This window comes from Streptococcus sp. 21.1, assembly GCF_016648635.1.
GTDB lineage: Bacteria > Bacillota > Bacilli > Lactobacillales > Streptococcaceae > Streptococcus.
Map to the genome: position 1 here is coordinate 71,486 of NZ_JACLQL010000001.1, position 19,632 is coordinate 91,117.

The 19,632-nt window shown below is 42.2% G+C and carries 17 protein-coding genes and 1 pseudogene; 4 read left to right on the top strand and 14 right to left on the bottom strand.

What is annotated here, in order from left to right:
* Positions 1–5 precede the first annotated feature (5 nt).
* Positions 6–839 (bottom strand): annotated as a pseudogene (locus H7U01_RS09940) (ZIP family metal transporter).
* 601 nt (positions 840–1,440) lie between these two features.
* Positions 1,441–2,796: a 23S rRNA (uracil(1939)-C(5))-methyltransferase RlmD gene (rlmD, locus tag H7U01_RS00405; protein ID WP_201040847.1), complete on the bottom strand. Its 1,356-nt coding sequence runs from the start codon at positions 2,794–2,796 to the stop codon at positions 1,441–1,443.
* Between the two features lie 213 nt (positions 2,797–3,009).
* On the opposite strand from rlmD, the gene H7U01_RS00410 reads away from it, so the two are divergent.
* Genes H7U01_RS00410 through H7U01_RS00420 form a run of 3 tightly spaced genes read left to right on the top strand, consistent with a single transcriptional unit; the run spans position 3,010 to position 5,624 of the window.
* Positions 3,010–3,558: a carboxymuconolactone decarboxylase family protein gene (locus H7U01_RS00410; protein WP_002885920.1), complete on the top strand. Its 549-nt coding sequence runs from the start codon at positions 3,010–3,012 to the stop codon at positions 3,556–3,558.
* Between the two features lie 46 nt (positions 3,559–3,604).
* Complete coding sequence (locus tag H7U01_RS00415) at positions 3,605–4,669, top strand: acyl-CoA dehydrogenase family protein (RefSeq protein ID WP_201040849.1); 1,065 nt, start codon at positions 3,605–3,607, stop codon at positions 4,667–4,669.
* A 16-nt stretch (positions 4,670–4,685) separates the two neighbouring features.
* Entirely contained in the window at positions 4,686–5,624 is a 939-nt protein-coding gene (locus H7U01_RS00420) for an ethanolamine utilization protein EutJ (RefSeq protein WP_201040851.1), read from the top strand.
* Between the two features lie 15 nt (positions 5,625–5,639).
* Here the strand turns inward: H7U01_RS00420 and H7U01_RS00425 are convergent, their stop codons facing one another.
* From H7U01_RS00425 to H7U01_RS00480, 12 genes are all read right to left on the bottom strand, one after another.
* Complete coding sequence (locus H7U01_RS00425) at positions 5,640–7,061, bottom strand: LCP family protein (protein WP_201040853.1); 1,422 nt, start codon at positions 7,059–7,061, stop codon at positions 5,640–5,642.
* Between the two features lie 11 nt (positions 7,062–7,072).
* The gene (gene pheA, locus H7U01_RS00430; RefSeq protein ID WP_002890467.1) at positions 7,073–7,897 is read right to left on the bottom strand and encodes a prephenate dehydratase; all 825 of its coding nucleotides are present in this window, start codon (positions 7,895–7,897) and stop codon (positions 7,073–7,075) included.
* A complete protein-coding gene (locus H7U01_RS00435) occupies positions 7,888–8,379 on the bottom strand; it encodes a shikimate kinase (RefSeq protein WP_037597597.1) in 492 nt (163 codons plus the stop codon). Before H7U01_RS00435 ends, pheA begins: the two co-directional genes overlap by 10 nt.
* A complete protein-coding gene (gene aroA / locus H7U01_RS00440) occupies positions 8,372–9,655 on the bottom strand; it encodes a 3-phosphoshikimate 1-carboxyvinyltransferase (RefSeq protein WP_201040855.1) in 1,284 nt (427 codons plus the stop codon). Before aroA ends, H7U01_RS00435 begins: the two co-directional genes overlap by 8 nt.
* Before the next feature lie 80 nt (positions 9,656–9,735).
* Positions 9,736–10,686: an L-lactate dehydrogenase gene (locus H7U01_RS00445; RefSeq protein ID WP_201040857.1), complete on the bottom strand. Its 951-nt coding sequence runs from the start codon at positions 10,684–10,686 to the stop codon at positions 9,736–9,738.
* A gap of 89 nt (positions 10,687–10,775) precedes the next feature.
* Positions 10,776–11,114, bottom strand: coding sequence for a YlbF/YmcA family competence regulator (locus tag H7U01_RS00450; protein WP_002890462.1), 339 nt, complete (start codon positions 11,112–11,114; stop codon positions 10,776–10,778).
* Positions 11,115–11,123: 9 nt separating this feature from the next.
* Complete coding sequence (locus tag H7U01_RS00455; protein WP_037603978.1) at positions 11,124–12,230, bottom strand: prephenate dehydrogenase; 1,107 nt, start codon at positions 12,228–12,230, stop codon at positions 11,124–11,126.
* A gap of 29 nt (positions 12,231–12,259) precedes the next feature.
* On the bottom strand, positions 12,260–13,426 hold the full coding sequence (gene aroC, locus H7U01_RS00460) for a chorismate synthase (RefSeq protein ID WP_201040859.1): 1,167 nt from the start codon (positions 13,424–13,426) through the stop codon (positions 12,260–12,262).
* Positions 13,427–14,494, bottom strand: a complete 1,068-nt coding sequence (gene aroB / locus H7U01_RS00465) for a 3-dehydroquinate synthase (RefSeq protein ID WP_201040861.1) — start codon at positions 14,492–14,494, stop codon at positions 13,427–13,429.
* A gap of 12 nt (positions 14,495–14,506) precedes the next feature.
* Positions 14,507–15,364 (bottom strand): shikimate dehydrogenase, encoded by an 858-nt coding sequence (locus H7U01_RS00470; RefSeq protein WP_201040863.1) that lies wholly within the window; start codon positions 15,362–15,364, stop codon positions 14,507–14,509.
* Positions 15,354–16,031, bottom strand: coding sequence for a type I 3-dehydroquinate dehydratase (aroD, locus tag H7U01_RS00475; protein WP_073950841.1), 678 nt, complete (start codon positions 16,029–16,031; stop codon positions 15,354–15,356). Before aroD ends, H7U01_RS00470 begins: the two co-directional genes overlap by 11 nt.
* Complete coding sequence (locus H7U01_RS00480) at positions 16,028–17,191, bottom strand: class I SAM-dependent rRNA methyltransferase (protein ID WP_110980865.1); 1,164 nt, start codon at positions 17,189–17,191, stop codon at positions 16,028–16,030. The genes aroD and H7U01_RS00480 overlap by 4 nt, the downstream gene beginning before the upstream one ends.
* Positions 17,192–17,352: 161 nt before the next feature.
* Between H7U01_RS00480 and H7U01_RS00485 the strand changes: the two genes are divergently transcribed.
* Complete coding sequence (locus tag H7U01_RS00485; protein WP_201040865.1) at positions 17,353–19,539, top strand: LTA synthase family protein; 2,187 nt, start codon at positions 17,353–17,355, stop codon at positions 19,537–19,539.
* The last annotated feature ends 93 nt before the right edge of the window (positions 19,540–19,632 follow it).

Consider the following 19,632-nt stretch of genomic DNA (forward strand, 5'->3'; position numbering starts at 1 on the left):
TCCTCCTATACTAAAGTTGTATCAAGTAACATCATGATTAGAAATCCGGCCATAACCCCACCTGTCGCAATATCGGTATTCTTGTGCTCTTGAGCACCTGGCACAAGTTCTTCCACTGCAACATAAATCATGGCTCCCGCCGCAAATAAGAGAGCATAAGGTAGTAGCTGGGTCATAGACATAACAGCATAGGCCCCTAAAACAGCTGCAATCGACTCAACAATCGCTGACATGGCGCCATAGTAGAAAGCTGATTTCCTACTTCGCCCTTCTACCCGTAGTGGCAAGGACAAGGCAGAGCCTTCTCGAATATTTTGGATGCCAATTCCCAAGGCCAATCCAAGGGCACTCATTCACGTAAAGGAAAGTCTAGTTGCGAGATTTGCCACACTAGCAAATGCCACACCAACTGCTAAGCCCTCTGGTATATTATGAAACACTACCGCCAGATAAAGCAGCATGGTCTTTGATAAGGGTCTTTTGGGATTCAAAATCCCTTCCTTATCACTCATCTGATGATTCAAATGTAGGTCGGGAACCAAATAATTAATAAAGCGGATAAATAAGCCCCCGACAATAGAACCAACAGCCGTCGTCAACCAGTAAAATCTGTTCGTAGCTATTGACTGGCTATAGTCCAAAGAAGGGACAAGCAAAGGCCAGACTGCCGCTGCCGTCATAATGCCCGCTGCCAAGCCCATCATCATATCCATGAATTTTTGATGAATGGTTTTGACAAAAAAGACCAAACTAGCACCGATAAGGGTACAAAACCAGTTGAATAAGCCAGCTAATAAAGCTTGCATTACTGGTGATAGAGAAGAAAAATTACATCTCATACCTCAATAATCGATGATTCAGTTGAACAACCACTCAACTATTATCATTATAGTTGAACACTCGCTCAATTGTCAAGGAAGAAAGTAAAAAAGCTATGAGAAATCCCCATAACTTTGTAAATTATTGAAGCAATCTCGTGTTCTTAGAGAATATCACAATGCCATAAAAAGCCCAAAGGACTATTTGGAATTATCATATCATATAACGCTTCGACACAATTTAACGATTACTATATTGAGAAACAAACTTTACTCCTCAAGAAAGTTAGATGTTCCCAATGCTATCCGTAAGAGTACTTAAAACCTTGAAACATACTGATTTCAAGGTTTTTATAACGTGTTATTGTATCACCTAATTTCTACTGATTTCCATAGATCAAACCTTTCGTGATTTTTTCATATAGGTGGGTACGTTTCTATTCCCTCAAACTCCTTGTCAATGGAAATAAAAACGTACCCACAGTGTAAATGGAAATAGAATTTGAGAATTCCTAACTATCACTTCCACTCACTCCAAAAATTACTTACTCTAATACTTCCCCACCATAAAGCAAAAAGCCTTGCAATCAAGGCTTTTCATTATCCCTTTCGTTCAAAGGTTCTAGGCTTTTACGAGCAAAGCTACACACTCCACGTGGTGCGTTTGCGGAAATAAATCAACCGGTTGTACTTTCTTCAATTCATAGCCCAACTCTTGGTAGAGTTTGATATCACGCGCCATTGTTGCTGGGTTACATGAGACATAGGTAATCTTTTCAGGTTGCATGGCAACACTGGCTTTGATGAAGCTTTCTGTCAAGCCCTTGCGTGGTGGATCCACAATGATAACATCTGGTCTGATGCCATCCTTGCTCCACTTGGCCATGGCATTTTCAGCTGAGTCAGCCACATAGTTGGCGTTAGTAATGCCGTTGCGTTCTGCATTTTTCTTAGCATCTTCGACGGCTGTTTCAATGACTTCAACGCCATAGACTTCCTTGACCTGTTTTGCAAATGACAAACCGATTGTCCCGATTCCTGAATAGGCATCAATAACAATGCTGTCGCTGTTTAAATCTGAGAAGTCAATAGCTGTTTGATAGAGCTTTTCAGCCATCTCGGTGTTAACCTGATAGAAAGACTGGGCAGATATCTCATAGTCATTGCCCAACATACTGTCTGTGATAGTGTCTTGACCATAAAGGGTGCGAAACTCCTTACCAAAGATGGCGTTAGTGTTCTTATCGTTGATGTTTTGGATGATGGAAACGACACTCGGGAAGGCTTCCGTAATCTTAGCAATGACTTGGTCAATGCGGAAAACTTTTGGTCTGGTCGTTACAAAGACCAACATCATCTGACCTGAATAATGACCACGACGAACTACCAAATGACGAATCAAACCTGTCTGCTCCTTCTCATCATAAGGTTTGAGGTCATAGCGACGGAGAAGGTCACGGACAAAGACAATGAGTTTATCAATTTCCTTGTCTTGGATAAGGAAATCCTCGATTGGAATCAAGTCGTGCGAATTCTTGCGGTAGAAGCCTGTTTCAAGCTGACCTTTAACACGGCGAACGGGTACCTGCGCCTTATTACGGTAGGCGTAAGGTGTATCCATCCCCAAGGTTTCAGCTACTTCTACGTCTGAGATAGCAGCTGTCTTATAGAGGTTGTCCACAACTTGTTTACGTTTGAACTTGAGCTGCTCCTCGTAGGTCATATGGCCAAAATCAGCAATTCCTGAACGGAGATAGGTTGCATCAATGTCATGATTGCGGTTTGGTGAAAGGGTCACATACTCCTCAACCTTACCAAAGCCGATATTTTTCTTGAGCTTAAGCACTCGCATCTTGATGACTTCGCCTGGGAGGGCATTATCCACGAAAAAGACAAAGCCATCCACCTTGGCTACCCCTGCTCCTTCATGTGTCAAATCGACAATTTCAACTTCTACAATATCGTTTTTATTTAACATAATTCAACTTTCTTTACTCTTATAGGGCTTAAGCATATCTTCCAAAGCCTTTTACTACCCTCCATTATAGCACATATAAATCAAATTTATGGCTGGCCATAAATAATATAGATTTTTCAGAAAAGTCATACAGTGCTATCATAGGTCCATGACAAAAAATTAAACGACTCAGCCGCTTGGCTAGATGTCGTTTCTATCTAAAGGAGAATAATCATGCCAGATATTACCATTCATACAATCGAAACTGCACCGGAAGAAGTCAAAGACGTCCTTCAAACAGTCAAAGATGCCAATGGGGGATACATTCCAAACTTGATTGGTCTCCTTGCTAATGCGCCAACTGCGCTTGAAACTTACCGTACTGTCGGTGAAATCAACCGTCGCAATTCATTGACACCAACTGAACGAGAGGTTGTTCAAATTACAGCTGCTGTTACTAATGGTTGTGCCTTCTGTGTGGCAGGTCATACAGCCTTTTCAATCAAGCAAATCCAAATGACACCTCAACTTTTGGAAGCCCTTCGTAACCGTACACCAATCGAAGACGATCCGAAACTTGATACCCTCGCTAAATTCACTATTGCCGTGATTAATACCAAGGGTGCTGTTGGTGACGAAGCCTACAATGACTTCTTGGAAGCTGGCTACACTGCACAAAATGCCCTTGACGTTATCTTGGGTGTCAGCCTTGCAAGCTTGTGTAACTACGCTAACAATCTCGCACAAACACCGATTAACCCTGAACTTCAAGAATTCGCTTAATGCAAAGATAAACTGATAAAGATAAACTAGAGGAGGACCTAAGCCTATGTCACATTTTTCAAAAGAATTCCTTACTTGGTTGGACACCAACGCTGACCATATTGACCAAGAGTCTGGACCAATTGCGGACCAACTTCTTGAAAAAATTGCTGAAAACGACGTCTTTAAAATCGGCGTACCTGCTGAGTTTGATGGCCTAGGTGGTGGTCCTACTCAAGTTGTTGATGTGCTTAACGAATTGGCACAACATTCTTTGACAGCTTCCTTTATTTCTTGGGGACACCGTACTTTCATCGAGTATATCCTAGCTAGCGACAATGCTTATCCTCGTGAAACATGGTTGAAAGAATTGTATACTGGTGAGCGTGCTGGTGGAACTGGCTTGTCTAATGCAGTCAAATTCTTGTCTGATATTGAAGAATTGAATGTTACTATCAGCCAAGAAGGTGATGACTACTATCTCGATGGTCGTTTGCCTTGGGTGACTAACCTTCGTTCTGATAAATTCGCTGCTCTCTTTGCTGCTGACTTTAAAGACGGTAGCCAACCTTGGATTATCACCATTCCATCTGAAGCTGAGGGCCTCAGCCGTTCTGAAGATTTGGAATTTGTTTCCCTTCAGGGTGCTAACACTGCCTCTCTTACTTTTGATCACGTTAAGTTAGATCCTAATTGGGTCCTTTCAAGAGAAGGTACAGACTATATTGCCAAAACACGTCCGAACTTCCTTGGCTTCCAGTTTGGTCTTGCCTTTGGTTTGGCACAACGTTCTCTTGATGAGGTTGAAGCTAGTCTAAACAGTAACCGTAGCGTTCTTCGTGAGGAATTTGAAGCAACACGTGGAAATCTTCTTGCTATTCAAGACCAACTCTTTGCGGGTCTTAATGATGCTAATTATTTCATTGAAAAACCACGTGAACTTTTCCAATTGCGTATCGATATTGTCGACGTCGTAGCCAACAGCCTGCTCCTCGAACTTCAGGCTAGTGGTGGTCGTGGCTATTTGAAAGAATCAGAGTCAAGCTTTATCCGTCGTTGGAATGAAGGCGTCTTCCTTCCAATTGTATCTCCGAGTGCGGTACAGCTTCGTCACATTCTTGCAGCTAGCTAGAAAGGCCGGTAGACCAATGAAGGTTTTTTTTAAGAAAATTCCCTTGGCCCTATCTAGTCTAGTTCTTGCCCTCTTTAGTTTATCCAATCAACTAAACCACTATGCCCTGATTGCTCAGGGCATTTGGTTTCTGGCAAGTATAGGTTTTATGCTTATACTAGGACGCTTGATTCTTGGCTTTGAACAAGTAAGGGAAGATTTGCACAATCCAGTCATTGCTTCGGCCTTTGCTAGCTACTTTATGGCTGCCTTTCTCTTTGCCAGCCGTCTTCCACTAGCTCAAATAGGCTTAAGTGTGACTTGGGTTGGACTCCTTGGACTTTATATTGCCTATATTATTTTTTTCAGTCTGCGTTTTATGCGCCCACTATCTTTGAACCAGGTCTTTCCAAGCTGGTTCGTGATCTACGTTGGACCTGCTATCAGTCTTGTGACAGTACCAGCTAGTGTTCCAACTAGCATCAAGGGACTTATTCTGGGAGTAACGGCATTAGCGACTCTGGCACTCTTTCCACTTGTTTTGTGGAGAATGAGACAGATAGCCATCCCTCACCTCTATCGACCTATACTTGCTATTTTAGCAGCACCTCTTGCCCTTCTCATTACCAGCTCAATCAAGAGTAATCAAAGACCTGCAACCATTATTTTACTTGCCCTACTCTTATTCTCGCAAGCATTCTTTTTCTATGCTCTTGATCTCTTCGTAAGACTGGTTAAAAAAGGCTTTATGCCACTTTTTGCAGCTTTTAGCTTTCCCTTGGTCAATAGTGTCAATGCTTTTAAGGCAGCAACTACCAGTCTTGGACTAGTCAATCCAGCTACCCAATTGGTTTATAAGGTAGAGTTCGCCTTCGTTCTGGTCATCATGACCTACTTGCTCTATCATTTTCTAAAACTCTTATACAAGGCGCTTATACAAGCTCTTAATACCAAAAAACAAGCAGGTTCAGTGTGAACCTGCTTTGTTTTCTTATCTAAATCCTAGTTCTTTTAATTTTGACTGATAGTTATCAAAATCAATTTCAATCCCTTGACCGCCATACAAATCATAACTGTCAATCCAATCTCCATCCGAAGGAATGGTTTGCGAATTGATCCCTTTTTTGAAACTACCAGCATTTGAAAGTCCCAAATCCAACATATCAGTCATACTCATATTGGTTGAGGTCAGTGAGTAAACCTTCCCCAAAGCCTCAGGTCCATTGAAGAGATTAAGTGGATTCTTAAGCTGCTTCATAACAGCCTGCATCACTTGTTGCTGGCGCTTGGTACGGCCATAATCTCCCTCGTCATCCTTACGGAAACGAGCATAATTCAGAAGGGTGCGACCATCCATATCCTGCTTACCAACTTTAATGGTTTGATTTGGCACATGACCATTCTTGTCCATCTTCAAATCATCTGGAACTTGTACTGATGACACTTTTTTACCATCAATGGTCGCAAACTTCGCATTGATTTCCACACCATTCGGGAAGAGGGTATCGACCCCTGTCGCAAAGGTTTCAAAGTCAACCATGGCATAGTACTTAATATCAATGTCAAAGTTTCGTTTGAGGGTCTCACGCATGAGTTCCGCCCCTTGATGATTATTTTGCTCACCAATATTGAAAGCCGTATTAAGTTTCAAGTCCTGAGAATAGTCGGTTTCTGAAGCTCCCTTGATATTGACCAAGGTATCTCGCATAAAGCTAACCATCTTAATCTTACCTTCTTTATTGCCCACATTGACAACCATGATGGAGTCCGTTCTGGCATCGGTAGAGTCTTGGCTAACTCGCTGGTCAGAACCTAGAATAAGGATATTAACCCCATCCTTAGTATCCTTACCATTAAAGGTCTCAACTACGGCAGGCTGATAGGATTTACCATTATTACCTGCAGCAGAAAGGTCTGTTCCCTTGTAAAATTGATAGGCCATGGCTATCACTAAGAACACAACTCCAAGACTCAAGCAACTAAGCACCAGCTTAACAACTTTCTTGAGCCTTCTCTTTTTCTTCGGTCGCTTCTTCTTGGCTACTTGCGACTTGGACCTTGGAGCCGACGTTGCTGAAGGAGTTGCTTGTCTTTGAACCTTTTTACGTTTAGGTTTACTTTGAGCGACTTCCTCCCGATAGACGGGCAAACCTTCCTCAGTTAGCTGATGGACAGACTCATAATCACGTTCTTGATAGTAGTCAGAACGATTGTCATAAGGCTGGTGCCATGCTGCTTGATAGTCCTCTCTTTGCGCTTGATACCGCCGCTCAGCTTCATAAGCATCCAACTTTCCTTGAAGATAATTGAATTCTGAGGCCTGCTGTCCATTCAGGTAAGCAAGATTTTTTAAAAGATAGCTGTAACGTAACCGTTCATGATGCGTAAACGGTCCATTGTTAGATTTGGTCATAAGATTTCCCTTTAAATTTCATAGACTTGGTAAGCACCCAAGATTTTATATCCAATTCCAACTGCAGTCAGCTCTTCAAGAGCGAACTGAGCCAACTTTTCCTTTGTATAATCACAATCAATAATAAAGAAATACTCGCCAAGTACCGTCTTCAAAGGACGACTTTCTATCTTGGTCAAGTCAATGCCTCGCCAGGCAAAGGTCGATAAGGCCTTGTAAAGTGCCCCTGGCATATTGTCAGGCAGGGTCAAGGCCAGCGTTAATTTGCAATCAATCTGATTGAGCGGAATCTCAGGAACGGTGTTCCCCAACACCCAAAAGCGGGTATAATTCTTTTCAATCTCCTGAATATCCTTAGCCAAGATTTGAAGACCGTATTCCTTAGCAGCTGCATGCGGAGCGATAGCCGCATATGGCTGATCTGGATTATCAGCGACAAAACGCGCCGCAAAGGCTGTACTGGCTGTTGTCTCAATCTTGGCATGTGGAAAATGCTGTTTAATATACTTTTTCCCTTGGGCAATAGCCTGTGGGTGTGAGAAGATTTTCTCAATTTTCTCATGATGTTTCGTCGCCATCAACTGCTGCTTGATGGGCTGAACAATCTCTGCCACAGCACGAATATCGGCCTGATGGAAGAGATAGTCTAAACTCTCATGAACAGAGCCCTCAATGGAATTTTCCACCGGAATGACCGCATAATCCACACGTCCCTCTTCATAAGACTTGATAACCTCGGTAATGGTACCTAGAGAAACCAATTCTGCCTCAGGAAAAGCCTTTAAGGCTGCATTATGCGTAAACGACCCACTAGGGCCCAAATAACCTACATACATTTGATAAACCTTGCTACTTCTTCTGGCGTTCGGTTATCAACTGTGACAACCAAATCTGCTAAATCTTGATAGAGTGCCATTCGACCGTCATAAATAGCCTTAAAATCCTCTTTGGAATGATTGAGAAAGAGTGGGCGCTGATTCTTGGTATCCTTTTCAATGCGATCATAGACCACATCGAAAGAAGCATGGAGCCAAACGTTATGCTTACGATTTTTCGTCAAGAGCTGACGATTGCGCTCCGTCACAACGACACCACCTCCAGTAGAGATGATGACGTCATCTCCCTCTTGAAGGAGTTCCTCCAAAGTCTCAGACTCAATCTGACGAAAGGCTGCTTCACCTTCTTTTGCAAAAAAATCAGCAATAGACATGCCGATTTTCTCCTCGATGACCTGATCCATATCCACGAAACGACCATCCAGGTATGGGGCTACGGAACTCTTACCAACTCCCATAAAGCCCAATAAAACCTTAGCCATGGAGCAATCCTTCCAAGTCACTAAAGAAGCTTGGGTAACTTGTATTGATAGCTTCCGCACGTTGCAAGTCAACCTCACCATCTTGAACCAAAAGGGCAGCAATAGCTGTCATCATACCAATACGGTGGTCACCCAAGGTATTAACCTCTGCCCCATGAAGAGCCGTCTTACCAGTGATAATCATACCATCCTCAGTTGGTACAATATCAGCACCCATAGCATTCAAGGCATCCGCTACCACCTTAATACGGTCAGTCTCTTTGATTTTAAGTTCTTCAGCATCACGAATCACAGTCTTACCTTGGGCTTGTGTCGCCAAGAGTGTGATAATTGGAAGTTCATCAATCAAACGTGGAATGATATCTCCACCAATTTCAGTTCCTTTAAGTTCTGAAGTTTCAACCGTAATGGTCGCAGATTTAGCAACCTGGTCAATATCTGAAAGGGTAATCTTACCCCCCATGTCTTTGATCACATCAATGATACCCGTACGCGTCTCATTGATACCAACATTTTCCAAGACAATCTTAGAGTTAGGTACCACAAGCCCTGCTACCAACCAAAAGGCAGCTGAAGAAATGTCACCTGGAACCACAACTTCTTGAGCAGTGAAAGTTTGGCCACCAGAAATACGAATTTCCTTGCCATCTACCTGAAGCTGACCACCAAACTGCTGAATCATATCTTCCGTATGATTACGTGTTTTTTCCTTCTCGATGATAACAGATTCGCCATCAGCTTGAAGAGCTGCAAAAATAAGGGCAGATTTAACCTGAGCAGAGGCCACAGGCAATTGGTAATGAATAGGGTTAAGAGACTTGCTACCATGCATTTTCAAAGGTGGCAAATCGCGATCCGTCTGACCTGATACCTCTACACCCATCTGACGCAAGGGAATGGTCACACGGTCCATAGGGCGTTTTGAAAGGGAATCATCCCCAAACATCTCTACATCGAAATCTTGACCAGCGAGCACACCTGAAATCAAGCGAATGGATGTTCCAGAGTTACCCATGTCCAATTTGTTTTGAGGAGCCTTGAGACCATCAAAACCAACACCGTGAATGCGAACCACATCACCGTCATCCTCGATAGTCACACCCAGATCACGAAAGACCTGCATGGTTGAGAGGACATCCTCACCTCGTAAAATATCACGAACAGTTGTCACACCTTTAGCAAGACTTCCGAACATAATCGAACGGTGACTGATTGACTTGTCACCAGGGATACGCAAGCTGCCATGAAGACCTTGTGCCTTGGTTTCTAGTTTCATAGGTTACTCCTGAAAAATTTATAGTTGCTCTCATTATACCATAATTTAAAGCCCAACCATAGACTGAATTGTCAAAATATTCACTCTCTAGTATTAGTATACTTTTCTCTTAGAAAGGCAACTGCCTCTTGAACACGGTTACGAATTAAGTTAGCAGACTCCTCCAAAAGACGATCTTCCTCAGCCGACAAAGACAAGTGAACAGGAGCAACCACCCCTTGACGTCCTAAAATAACTGGATAGCCAAGGTAGGTCTGATAGGCTGCTTGATAGCTAGATACCGCCACTTCTTCTTGAGCATCCGAAAGGATAATAGATACCAAACGAAGAGCCGCACTGGCAATACCGTAAGACGTATAGCCCTTACCATAAAAAACCTTATGACCACCCTTCATGGAAGCCATAAAGAGATTTTGACGTTCTTCTTCGCTGGTCAATTCTGTAATGTCTTGCCCTTTAACCTTGACTTGACTCCAGGCAGTAAATTGGGAATTCCCATGTTCGCCAAGATTGTAGCCAGATACTGATTTGGGATTGACTGACAAATCGTCTCCTACCGCTGCCTTCATTCTCGCCGTATCGAGTAGAGTCCCTGTCCCAATCACACGTTCTCTTGGCCAGCCTGTGAATTCCTGATAGAGGGCTGATACAGCATCTACAGGATTCGAGATAACCAAGAGTATGCCTTTAAAATCCAATTTTTTAAGTTCCTGAGAAACCTGATAAACAGCTTCTCGAGTAAATGGAAATTCAGCAAAGCGGTCCTCACCAGCATTGTGCTGTAACTGAATGTTTCCAAGAGATGAAATAATCACATCAGCATCTTCAAGTGCCGTATAATCATTGACAACAATTTTTGCATAGCTAGGTAGATTTGCCATGGCATCCTTAAAATCCTGGGCATCTGCCTCGGCCTTCTTCTCATTGATATCTATAAAGACATAACTATCAGCCAAGCCTTTAGCAATTGCTCCATGAGCTACTGCAGCTCCAACGTTTCCCATACCAATAATTCCAATCTTACGACTCATCATTTTCCTCCTTAATGTCTCTAGTTTCTTCCTTAAACAATCTCTTTTGAATGCAGAAAAGGGCCTGTCAATTGACACACCCTCTCTGATTAACTATTCAATTCTTGCAAAGGTTTGAAGATGATACGTTCAATATCATTCAAATAAACAGACAAACCTTGTTGTGCAGCCAAGTATTCTTTCAAAAGGGCATTAGCTTCTACTTTTTGACCCAATTCTTGAACAGCTGCTTGTTCTTCTGCTGTTGGCATTGTTCCAGCTTGCATTTTAGCATAGAAATCCTCTTGGAAATCAGTAAACTCTTTGAAAAGAGCGCTAGCTTCAGCATCAGCTGCAATTGCTTCTTTTTTCTCTACCAAAGTTTTGTACTCAGGAAGGGCACGAATGCCACGTTCCAACTCATTTGCTAAATCATAAATATTTGTCATTTTATTCTCCTAGGCGATCACCACATGATAGTCGGTATTGGCTTCAATAACAGTCTTAGCATGTGTGCGATCTTTTTCATTTTTAAAAGTAATTTGTAGGATACCGTGAATATCCTCACGATTTTCCTCATTAATACGAAGGTTAACCAAAGACGTTCCTCGTAGCAATTCCATAATGCTAAGGATAACGTCTTCTCGGTCAGGCACATCCACGAAAATATCAAAGGCACTTTCCACGCCACCTTTTTTGTGAATTTCCATCTCTTTACGTTTCTTACGACCATTGTCAAAGAACTCCCAAATGGCATTCTCATCTTCAGACTTAATCAAGTCAGCCACATGGTCCAAACGTTTTTTGAAATCTTCAATACGATCCAAAACAGCTGGCCCATTGGTCATGAGAATGGAAGCCCACATACCAGGTTCACTTTCTGCAATACGGGTCATATCTCGGAAGCCCCCAGCCGCAAAGTGATTGGTCATCTCGTGAGCCTGAGCATAATCAGCTGCCTGCTCCATAAGTCCAGAAGCCAAAAGATGTGGGAAATGACTGATTTGACTGGTTACACGGTCATGTTCAGCCGCATCAATCTCCACAAATCGTGACTTAAGCCCCGACAAGATATCCTTAAGCTCAGGAATAGTTGTCTCTCTTGTTAGACTTGTCGGTGTGAAAATATAATAGGCATTTTCAAAAAGTGTCACGTCGGCTGCAATAGCCCCTGATTTATGAGAACCAGCCATAGGGTGAGAACCTACAAACTGAACATTTTTACCTGTTAGGTAACGTTCAGCTGCCTCAACGATATCCAACTTAGTAGACCCTGCGTCTGTGATGATGACATCATCTTTGAGTTCCAAGTCAGCCAACTCCTTCAAGTAGGCCACAGTTTGCTTAATCGGCACTGCAAGGATAATCACATCAGCAAGTGGGGCAAACTCTTTGAAATCACTTGTTGCACGGTCAACGATACCACGCTCAAGCGCAATATTTCGGGAATAGTCAGAGCGATTATATCCAAGAATCTCATAATCAGGGTGGTCCCTTTTAATCCCTAAGGCCAAGGAGCCACCAATCAAGCCCAATCCTGCGATATAAATAGTTTTCTTACTCATTACTACTCCCATCTATTGTCTGATGCTGCTTAAAAGTTTTTCACATAGTCACGGTGACGTGCTACCGCTTCTTTCAATTCTTCCATGTTGTCAGAAGAGAATTTGTCCAAGATTTCATTGGCTACAACTGTAGCAACTACGGATTCCATAACGACACCCGCTGCAGGCAAGGCCGTTGGATCTGAACGCTCAACTGTTGCCTTGTAAGCTTCATGTGTTTCGATATCTACTGACATCAATGGCTTGTAAAGGGTTGGGATAGGTTTCATAACCCCACGGACCACAATCGGTTGCCCGTTGGTCATACCACCTTCAAAACCACCAAGGTTGTTAGTGCGACGCGTATAGCCATCCTCTTCATTCCAGAGAATCTCGTCCATTACTTGAGAGCCCTTGAGGTAGCCATCCTTGAAACCAAGACCAAATTCTACACCCTTGAAGGCATTGATGGACACCACTGCTTGAGCAATCTTAGCATCAAGTTTGGTATCCCATTGGACATAAGAACCAAGGCCAACAGGGACGCCGCCAAGGACAGTTTCAACGACACCACCGATTGTGTCTCCCTCTTTTTTGATTTGGTCAATGTAATCTTTAATCTCTTGTTCACGTTCTTGGTTAACGACTGAAATCTCTGATTGTTGAGCCAATTCCTTGATTTGAGCTACCGTCAAATTCTCAGGCACGTCAATTTCCTTACCACCAAAGACAACAACATGGTTAGCAATTTCAATATCGAGCTCAGCCAAGATACGTTTAGCGACAGCACCTACTGCCACACGCATAGTTGTTTCACGCGCACTAGAACGCTCCAAGGAATTACGCAAATCATCAAAACGGTATTTCATACCACCAACCAAGTCAGCATGTCCTGGACGTGGGTGAGTGATTTTACGTTTGGTTTTCAAACGGTCTTCAATGTCTTCCACAGCCATGATATCCAACCATTTTTGATGGTCCTTATTGATAACATGAAGGGTGATTGGAGCCCCTGTTGTTTTCCCATGACGAACACCAGAAGTGATTTCAACCTTATCAGACTCAATTTTCATACGGCCACCACGACCATAACCACCTTGGCGGCGTTTCAAATCAGCATTGATATCTTCAGCCGTCAAGGGAAGACCAGCTGGAACACCTTCGATAATTGCTGTTAAACGTGGGCCATGAGACTCACCTGCTGTTAAATATCTCATTTATTTCTCCAAGTACTCTTTCATTTCAACTAAAGGAATCTGATTGATAGCTGCCTTACCAATCTCTGGAACGATAACTGTCTTAATGCTATTACCACGGGCTTTCTTGTCATGTGTTAGGGCTGTATAGAGCTCTTCAACACGCCATGGCTCATAGTCTACTGGCAAGCCAAATTTGACACACATCTCAGCGATTTGACGTGTGATCCCCTGAGGCATTAGACCTTTTTCCTCAGCAACTCGTGAAATTTGAACCATTCCGATAGCTACCGCTTCACCGTGCATGACTTTTCCGTAACCAGCTGTTTGTTCAACGGCATGCCCAATCGTATGACCAAAGTTTAGGTACATACGGACACCACCTTCAAACTCATCTTCAACCACAATTTTACGCTTAACGTTACATGAACGGTAAATAATGTTTTCTGAGTTTTCTAGGATACTGTGAACCGAACCATCAATGCTTTCAAGGAGGTGCCAAAGTTCAGGATCGTCAATCAAACCGTATTTGACAACCTCACCCATACCTTCGATCAATTCACGTTTACCAAGTGTCTCAAGGACATTAGGATCAATTAAAACCCCATCAGGCTGAGCAAAAGTTCCCACGATATTTTTAGCAAATGGTGTGTTCACACCGGTCTTACCACCAATAGACGAATCCACTTGGGCAGTGAGACTAGTTGGAACCTGAACGAAGTGAATGCCACGCATATAAGTTGAAGCGACAAAGCCTGCCAAGTCTCCAACAACGCCACCACCAAGAGCAACAATGCCATCACTACGAGTCATGCCATTCTTAATCAAAAACTCATAAGCCTTGTTAACAGTCTTAAGATTTTTACTCGCTTCACCTTCTAGGAAATCAAAAACGACAACCTCAAAACCTTCGTGCTCAAGGCTAAGCTTAACTTTTTCTGCATATAGAGCTCCCACATGATTGTCCGTAATAAGCGCAATCTTTTGTGGTTCCCAAAGTGACTTCACCCATTGACCGACAGTCTTAAGGGCTCCTTTTTCAATAATAATGTCATAAGGGGTATGTGTTAAATTTACCTCTAGTTTCATCGTCGTCCCCTCCTAGCTATTGTAAATATTTTCTAATTCCTGCCAAATGGCGTCTGTTGGCATGTCCTTGCCTGTCCACAATTTAAAGGCACCTGCTGCTTGATGAAGCAACATGCCTAGTCCGTTCACAGCCTCTATTCCCTGTTTCCTAGCCAAGGCCAAGAAAGGTGTTTCAAAAGGCTGATAAATGATATCAGCAACCAAGAGTCCCTTAGGAAATTTTGTATCTGTAGGAATAGGCAAGGATGCGCCATCCATACCTACACTCGTTGCATTCACCAATAAATCAGCCTGGCCTAGTTCCTCTTTAAAATACTTAAGATCATTTAAAGCATGAAACTCCAAGTGACAAGTTGTCTGTTCAAATAAGGACTTAAAGCTCTCTTTTGCCTTATCCAATGACTGAGGGCGAACATAGACACTTACTTTTTTGGCACCATCAAGAACTGACTGCGTCACAATAGCTTTAGCCGCACCACCAGCACCCAAAATCATCAGATGGGCATCTTTAGGGCTAAAGTTCTTTAGACTAGCAAAAAAGCCAAAACCGTCCGTATTATGACCAATCAAACGCCCATCACGATTAACAACTGTATTGACAGCACCAATCAGTTGAGCTGCAGGGCTAATCTCATCCAAAAAAGGAATGACTGCTTCCTTATATGGCATGGACAAATTGATACCGAACATGTCGTAACGTCTAATATTTTCAACTGTCTCGGCTAGGTCTGACTCTGGAATCTCCCAGGCCACATAAACACCATTAACGTGTGTCTTCTCAAAGGCTGAATTATGAATGAATGGTGAAATAGAATGCTTGATAGGATTGGCAACAACAGCTGCTAGGCGTGTGTGTCCATCAATCTGCATCCAAAACCTCCCTGATTCTACGCATGTCTGCTAAACTAATTTGTCCTGGAGCACTTGCATTATCAAGACTGGCAAAGGTCCATGATGACCCTATCAAGTCGCCCGCAAAACGTGACAAACGACCTAGTTTACCCATTGACATGGTCACAAACTCCTGCTCAGGATTAAAGGCCTTAAAGCCACGTGTGAAGTTCATAAGGTCGAGAACATCCTGCTCATGCTTAGGCATAACTGCCACCTTAACCACTCGTGGTGTCAAGTTTGCCATCTCAGACAAAAGTTCCATAAGGTTTTCAGGTGTCTCCTCAAAGTTATGATAAGACAAAACCAAGTTTGAAAATTCGAGCATTTGATCAAAGACAGCCTTACGTGTGAAATACTCAAAATCAATATAATCTGGCGAATAAATCGCAGCTACATCCTTAATCAGTGCGACATATTCTGCATCCGTTAACTCAAGCCTACCACCCTCACGCGTTGTACGGATGGTAAAGACAATCTCAAAGCCTGCGAATTTCTCGAAAATAGCCGGAGCAACCGTTAAGATACTATCCTTATCTAAAAAATCTGCACGCCATTCAATAATGTCTGCCCCCTCAAAACGAGACAGTTCAAGCGCTTGTGCCTCCTCTAAACTAGTTGGCATAATCGGAACTACAATTTTCATTTATTTACCTTTATTGTGTATACTTTCAAATAATTTGATGTTGGATCATTAGGATTGACGGTAAAATCCGCTGGTAATTGTTGCAGGTTAACGAAGTCCGCTGAAACATCTCCCAAGCCCTTACGTAGTTGTTTCTTAAACTGTTGCACTGTCATATTAGCAGCATTGGTACTTGCGATGATTGTCCCATGCTCTGATAAAATATCAAGACTTTGTGCAATTAACTTGTGGTAATCCTTATTTGCTGAGAAAGTACGTTTCTTATTTCGAGCAAAGCTTGGCGGATCGATGACGATAAGGTCATAAGATAAGCCTTTTTTCTTGGCATATTTGAAATAATCGAAGACATCCATCACGACCAAGCGATGATTTTCCATACTGAAGCCATTAGCTTCAAAATGAGCCGTCGATAATTCACGTGAACGCTTAGCCAAATCAACCGATGTCGTTTCAACCGCTCCTCCCATAGCTGCAGCCACTGAAAAAGCTGCCGTATAGGAGAACATATTCAAAACTGATTTCCCCAAAGCTAAGCCATTAACTAAACCATCACGCACTTCATGCTGATCAAGGAAAATCCCCGTCATTAGCCCATCATTGAGGAAAACTTCATAAGTTACCCCATTTTCTAAAATGGTGAAGGTATCAGTCGCCTCTTGCCCAAAAAGATGGTCTGATTCGAAATCAAGACCCTTGAAGCGGATTTTCTCATAGCCTCCCAAGACCTCAGGAAAGACCATTTGGAAAGCCTCTACAATATCATTTTTCAAGGAATAAACAAAGGCATTGTACCATGAAAAGAGGGCATAATCCCCATATAAATCAATTGTGAGACCACCAAAATCATCACCATCTTGGTTGAAAAGACGAAAAGCTGTCGTCAACTCATTATCATAATAGGATTGACGTTTGGCCTTAGCCCTTTCAAAAAGTCCTTGAAAATAAGTCACTGTCAATTGTTGTTTTTTAGGGGACAGAAACCATCCTATCCCCTTATTTTGACTTGACAAATAGCCCGTTCCTAAAAAGTCTTTGGATCGGCTATACAGATAAACCAACTGATTATTTTCAGTTATATTTGGAAAATCTTCGGCTAAAAGAAGCTGTTTTCCTTGTTTGATTTTTTTCTCCGCAAAGGGACTTACCGTCAATATACTCATGTTACTATTATACCAAAAAAATGCTATTATTTCTGTTTCGTGACTAGATTTTATCAATTATATGTCAAGGAATATCACACTCAATGGCAGTAAATTTTTGAGAGTCATTATCTTATTTGGTATAATGATTAAGATAATATAGAATCAAAGGAAGTATTACTTTGAAAAAAATTACTGAAGCCTTTTGGAAAGGAGTTTCATCAAGACTTGGATTTATCCTCTTGTTACTCTTCTTTTACTGGCTAAAAACCATATTCGCTTATTACGTCAACATTAATCTTGAGTTGGAAAGCAGATATCAGGTTATGCTTTCGCTGATCAACCCTATTCCACTAGGATTAATGCTTCTGGGTTTAGGACTATACTTCAAGAAACGACGTTTCTTTTACAGCATTACCATTGCTATCTATGTCATCCTTAACCTCTTACTTATTGCTAATGTGATATACTTTGGAGAGTTTACAGACTTCATCACTGTAAATACCATCCTAGCAAGTTCTAGTTCGGCAGCAGGACTAGGAGACTCAGCCAAGAACCTTCTTGAGCCAAGCTATCTTTTCTACCTGATTGATGTTCCTTTCTTCATCTATGCTGGTTTCAGGAAAAAGCTTAAAATGGACAGCAAGCCATTTAACAAACGAGCTAGTTTTGCCGTTACTGCACTGTCGACACTCCTTCTCTCAGTTAACCTCTTTTTAGCGGAAGTTAACCGTGGCGAGTTGTTGACACGTGGTTTCTCAAATAACTATATTGTTCGTGCTATGGGGCTCCCCTTCTTCACAGCCTATTCTGGTAACTTAACTTATCAGGCCTCACAGGCTCGTTCATCTGCAACAGCTGAGGATATGAAAAAGGTTGAAGCTTACGTTAAAGAGCATTACGCAGCACCTGATCCTAAGTATTACGGAATTGCTAAAGGAAGAAACGTCATCGTTATTCACCTGGAAAGCTTCCAACAGTTCCTCATTGACTACAAGCTCAAAGTAGACGGTCAAGACTATGAGGTTACACCATTCATCAATTCCATTTATCACTCAAATGAAACTCTAGCCTTTTCAAACTTCTTCCACCAAGTTAAATCAGGTAAAACTTCTGATGCTGAAACCTTGATGGAAACGTCTCTCTTTGGACTAAGCACAGGCTCATACATGGTAAACTATGGCGGTACCAATACAGCCTATGCTGCACCATCTATCCTAGCTCAAACAGGCGATTATACATCAGCTGTTTTCCATGGAAACACTGGATCCTTCTGGAATCGTAATAATACCTATAAACAATGGGGGTATAATTACTTCTTTGACTCATCAGCCTTCACTGAAAAAACTGATGAAAACTCCTTCCAGTATGGTCTAAATGACAAGTACATGTTCCCAGATTCCATCAAATATCTGGAACAAATGCAACAACCTTTCTACGTTAAATACCTTACAGTATCTAACCACTACCCATATACTTCTCTCTCAGGCGATGAAAAGGAACAAGGTTTCCCACTTGCCGAAACAAAAGACGAGACAGTCAACGGATATTTTGCAACAGCTAACTATCTTGACTCAGCAATCAAAGACTTCTTTGATTACCTCAAGGAAACCGGTCTTTACGATAACTCGATTATTGTCATGTACGGTGACCACTATGGTATCTCTGATACACGAAGCAGCAATCTTGCTGAACTTCTCGGTAAGAACCCTGAAACTTGGTCAAACTATGATAAAGCCATGCTTCAACGTGTTCCTTACATGATTCATATTCCAGGCTATACTGGTGGTGGTATCTCTAACACCTTTGGTGGTGAGGTTGATGCCCTTCCAACTCTCCTTCACGTTCTTGGAGTTGACACTAGCTCTTATATCCAGATGGGACAAGACCTCCTATCTCCCGATAATAAGCAAACCGTCGCATTTAGAACCTCAGGTCAATATGTTACTCCTCAATACACCAGCTACTCTGGTCGACTTTATAACACTCAAACAGGGGAAGAAATTACCAACCCTGATGAGACAACTAAAAAAGATAACGAAGCCATTCGTAAGGCAGTAGCAACTCAGCTTTCGATGAGTGACGCTGTTCAAACAGGTGACCTTCTTCGTTTCTATACGCCAAACGGTTTGAAGCATGTTGATTCTAGCAAGATTTCCTACACTAAACAGATGGATCAACTAAAAGAAATCAATAAAAAGCTGAAAGATAAATCAACCAGCCTCTACAAACAAAAAGGCAATAAATCAACAGCTGATCTATTCAAGACCCCATCTTACAAGGAACTACATCCTGCAGAATCCGAATCAAGCTCTAGCTCAAGTTCGGGTGAATCAGAGCCAAGCAGCTCTTCAACGGAACAACAATAACCCCTAAAGGCAGTCCAATATGGACTGCCTTTTTTAGATTAAAAAAGTTTCAATACCACTTGGCTGCAAAATTGTAACTCTCATCTCACTAGT

Excerpts from the sequence above, each read along its gene's own strand:
- rlmD (WP_201040847.1), bottom strand. The coding sequence starts at position 2,796 with ATGTTAAATAAAAACGATATTGTAGAAGTTGAAATTGTCGATTTGACA.
- H7U01_RS00410 (WP_002885920.1), top strand. The coding sequence starts at position 3,010 with ATGCCAGATATTACCATTCATACAATCGAAACTGCACCGGAAGAAGTC.
- H7U01_RS00415 (WP_201040849.1), top strand. The coding sequence starts at position 3,605 with ATGTCACATTTTTCAAAAGAATTCCTTACTTGGTTGGACACCAACGCT.
- H7U01_RS00420 (WP_201040851.1), top strand. The coding sequence starts at position 4,686 with ATGAAGGTTTTTTTTAAGAAAATTCCCTTGGCCCTATCTAGTCTAGTT.
- H7U01_RS00425 (WP_201040853.1), bottom strand. The coding sequence starts at position 7,061 with ATGACCAAATCTAACAATGGACCGTTTACGCATCATGAACGGTTACGT.
- pheA (WP_002890467.1), bottom strand. The coding sequence starts at position 7,897 with ATGTATGTAGGTTATTTGGGCCCTAGTGGGTCGTTTACGCATAATGCA.
- H7U01_RS00435 (WP_037597597.1), bottom strand. The coding sequence starts at position 8,379 with ATGGCTAAGGTTTTATTGGGCTTTATGGGAGTTGGTAAGAGTTCCGTA.
- aroA (WP_201040855.1), bottom strand. The coding sequence starts at position 9,655 with ATGAAACTAGAAACCAAGGCACAAGGTCTTCATGGCAGCTTGCGTATC.
- H7U01_RS00445 (WP_201040857.1), bottom strand. The coding sequence starts at position 10,686 with ATGAGTCGTAAGATTGGAATTATTGGTATGGGAAACGTTGGAGCTGCA.
- H7U01_RS00450 (WP_002890462.1), bottom strand. The coding sequence starts at position 11,114 with ATGACAAATATTTATGATTTAGCAAATGAGTTGGAACGTGGCATTCGT.
- H7U01_RS00455 (WP_037603978.1), bottom strand. The coding sequence starts at position 12,230 with ATGAGTAAGAAAACTATTTATATCGCAGGATTGGGCTTGATTGGTGGC.
- aroC (WP_201040859.1), bottom strand. The coding sequence starts at position 13,426 with ATGAGATATTTAACAGCAGGTGAGTCTCATGGCCCACGTTTAACAGCA.
- aroB (WP_201040861.1), bottom strand. The coding sequence starts at position 14,494 with ATGAAACTAGAGGTAAATTTAACACATACCCCTTATGACATTATTATT.
- H7U01_RS00470 (WP_201040863.1), bottom strand. The coding sequence starts at position 15,364 with ATGCAGATTGATGGACACACACGCCTAGCAGCTGTTGTTGCCAATCCT.
- aroD (WP_073950841.1), bottom strand. The coding sequence starts at position 16,031 with ATGAAAATTGTAGTTCCGATTATGCCAACTAGTTTAGAGGAGGCACAA.
- H7U01_RS00480 (WP_110980865.1), bottom strand. The coding sequence starts at position 17,191 with ATGAGTATATTGACGGTAAGTCCCTTTGCGGAGAAAAAAATCAAACAA.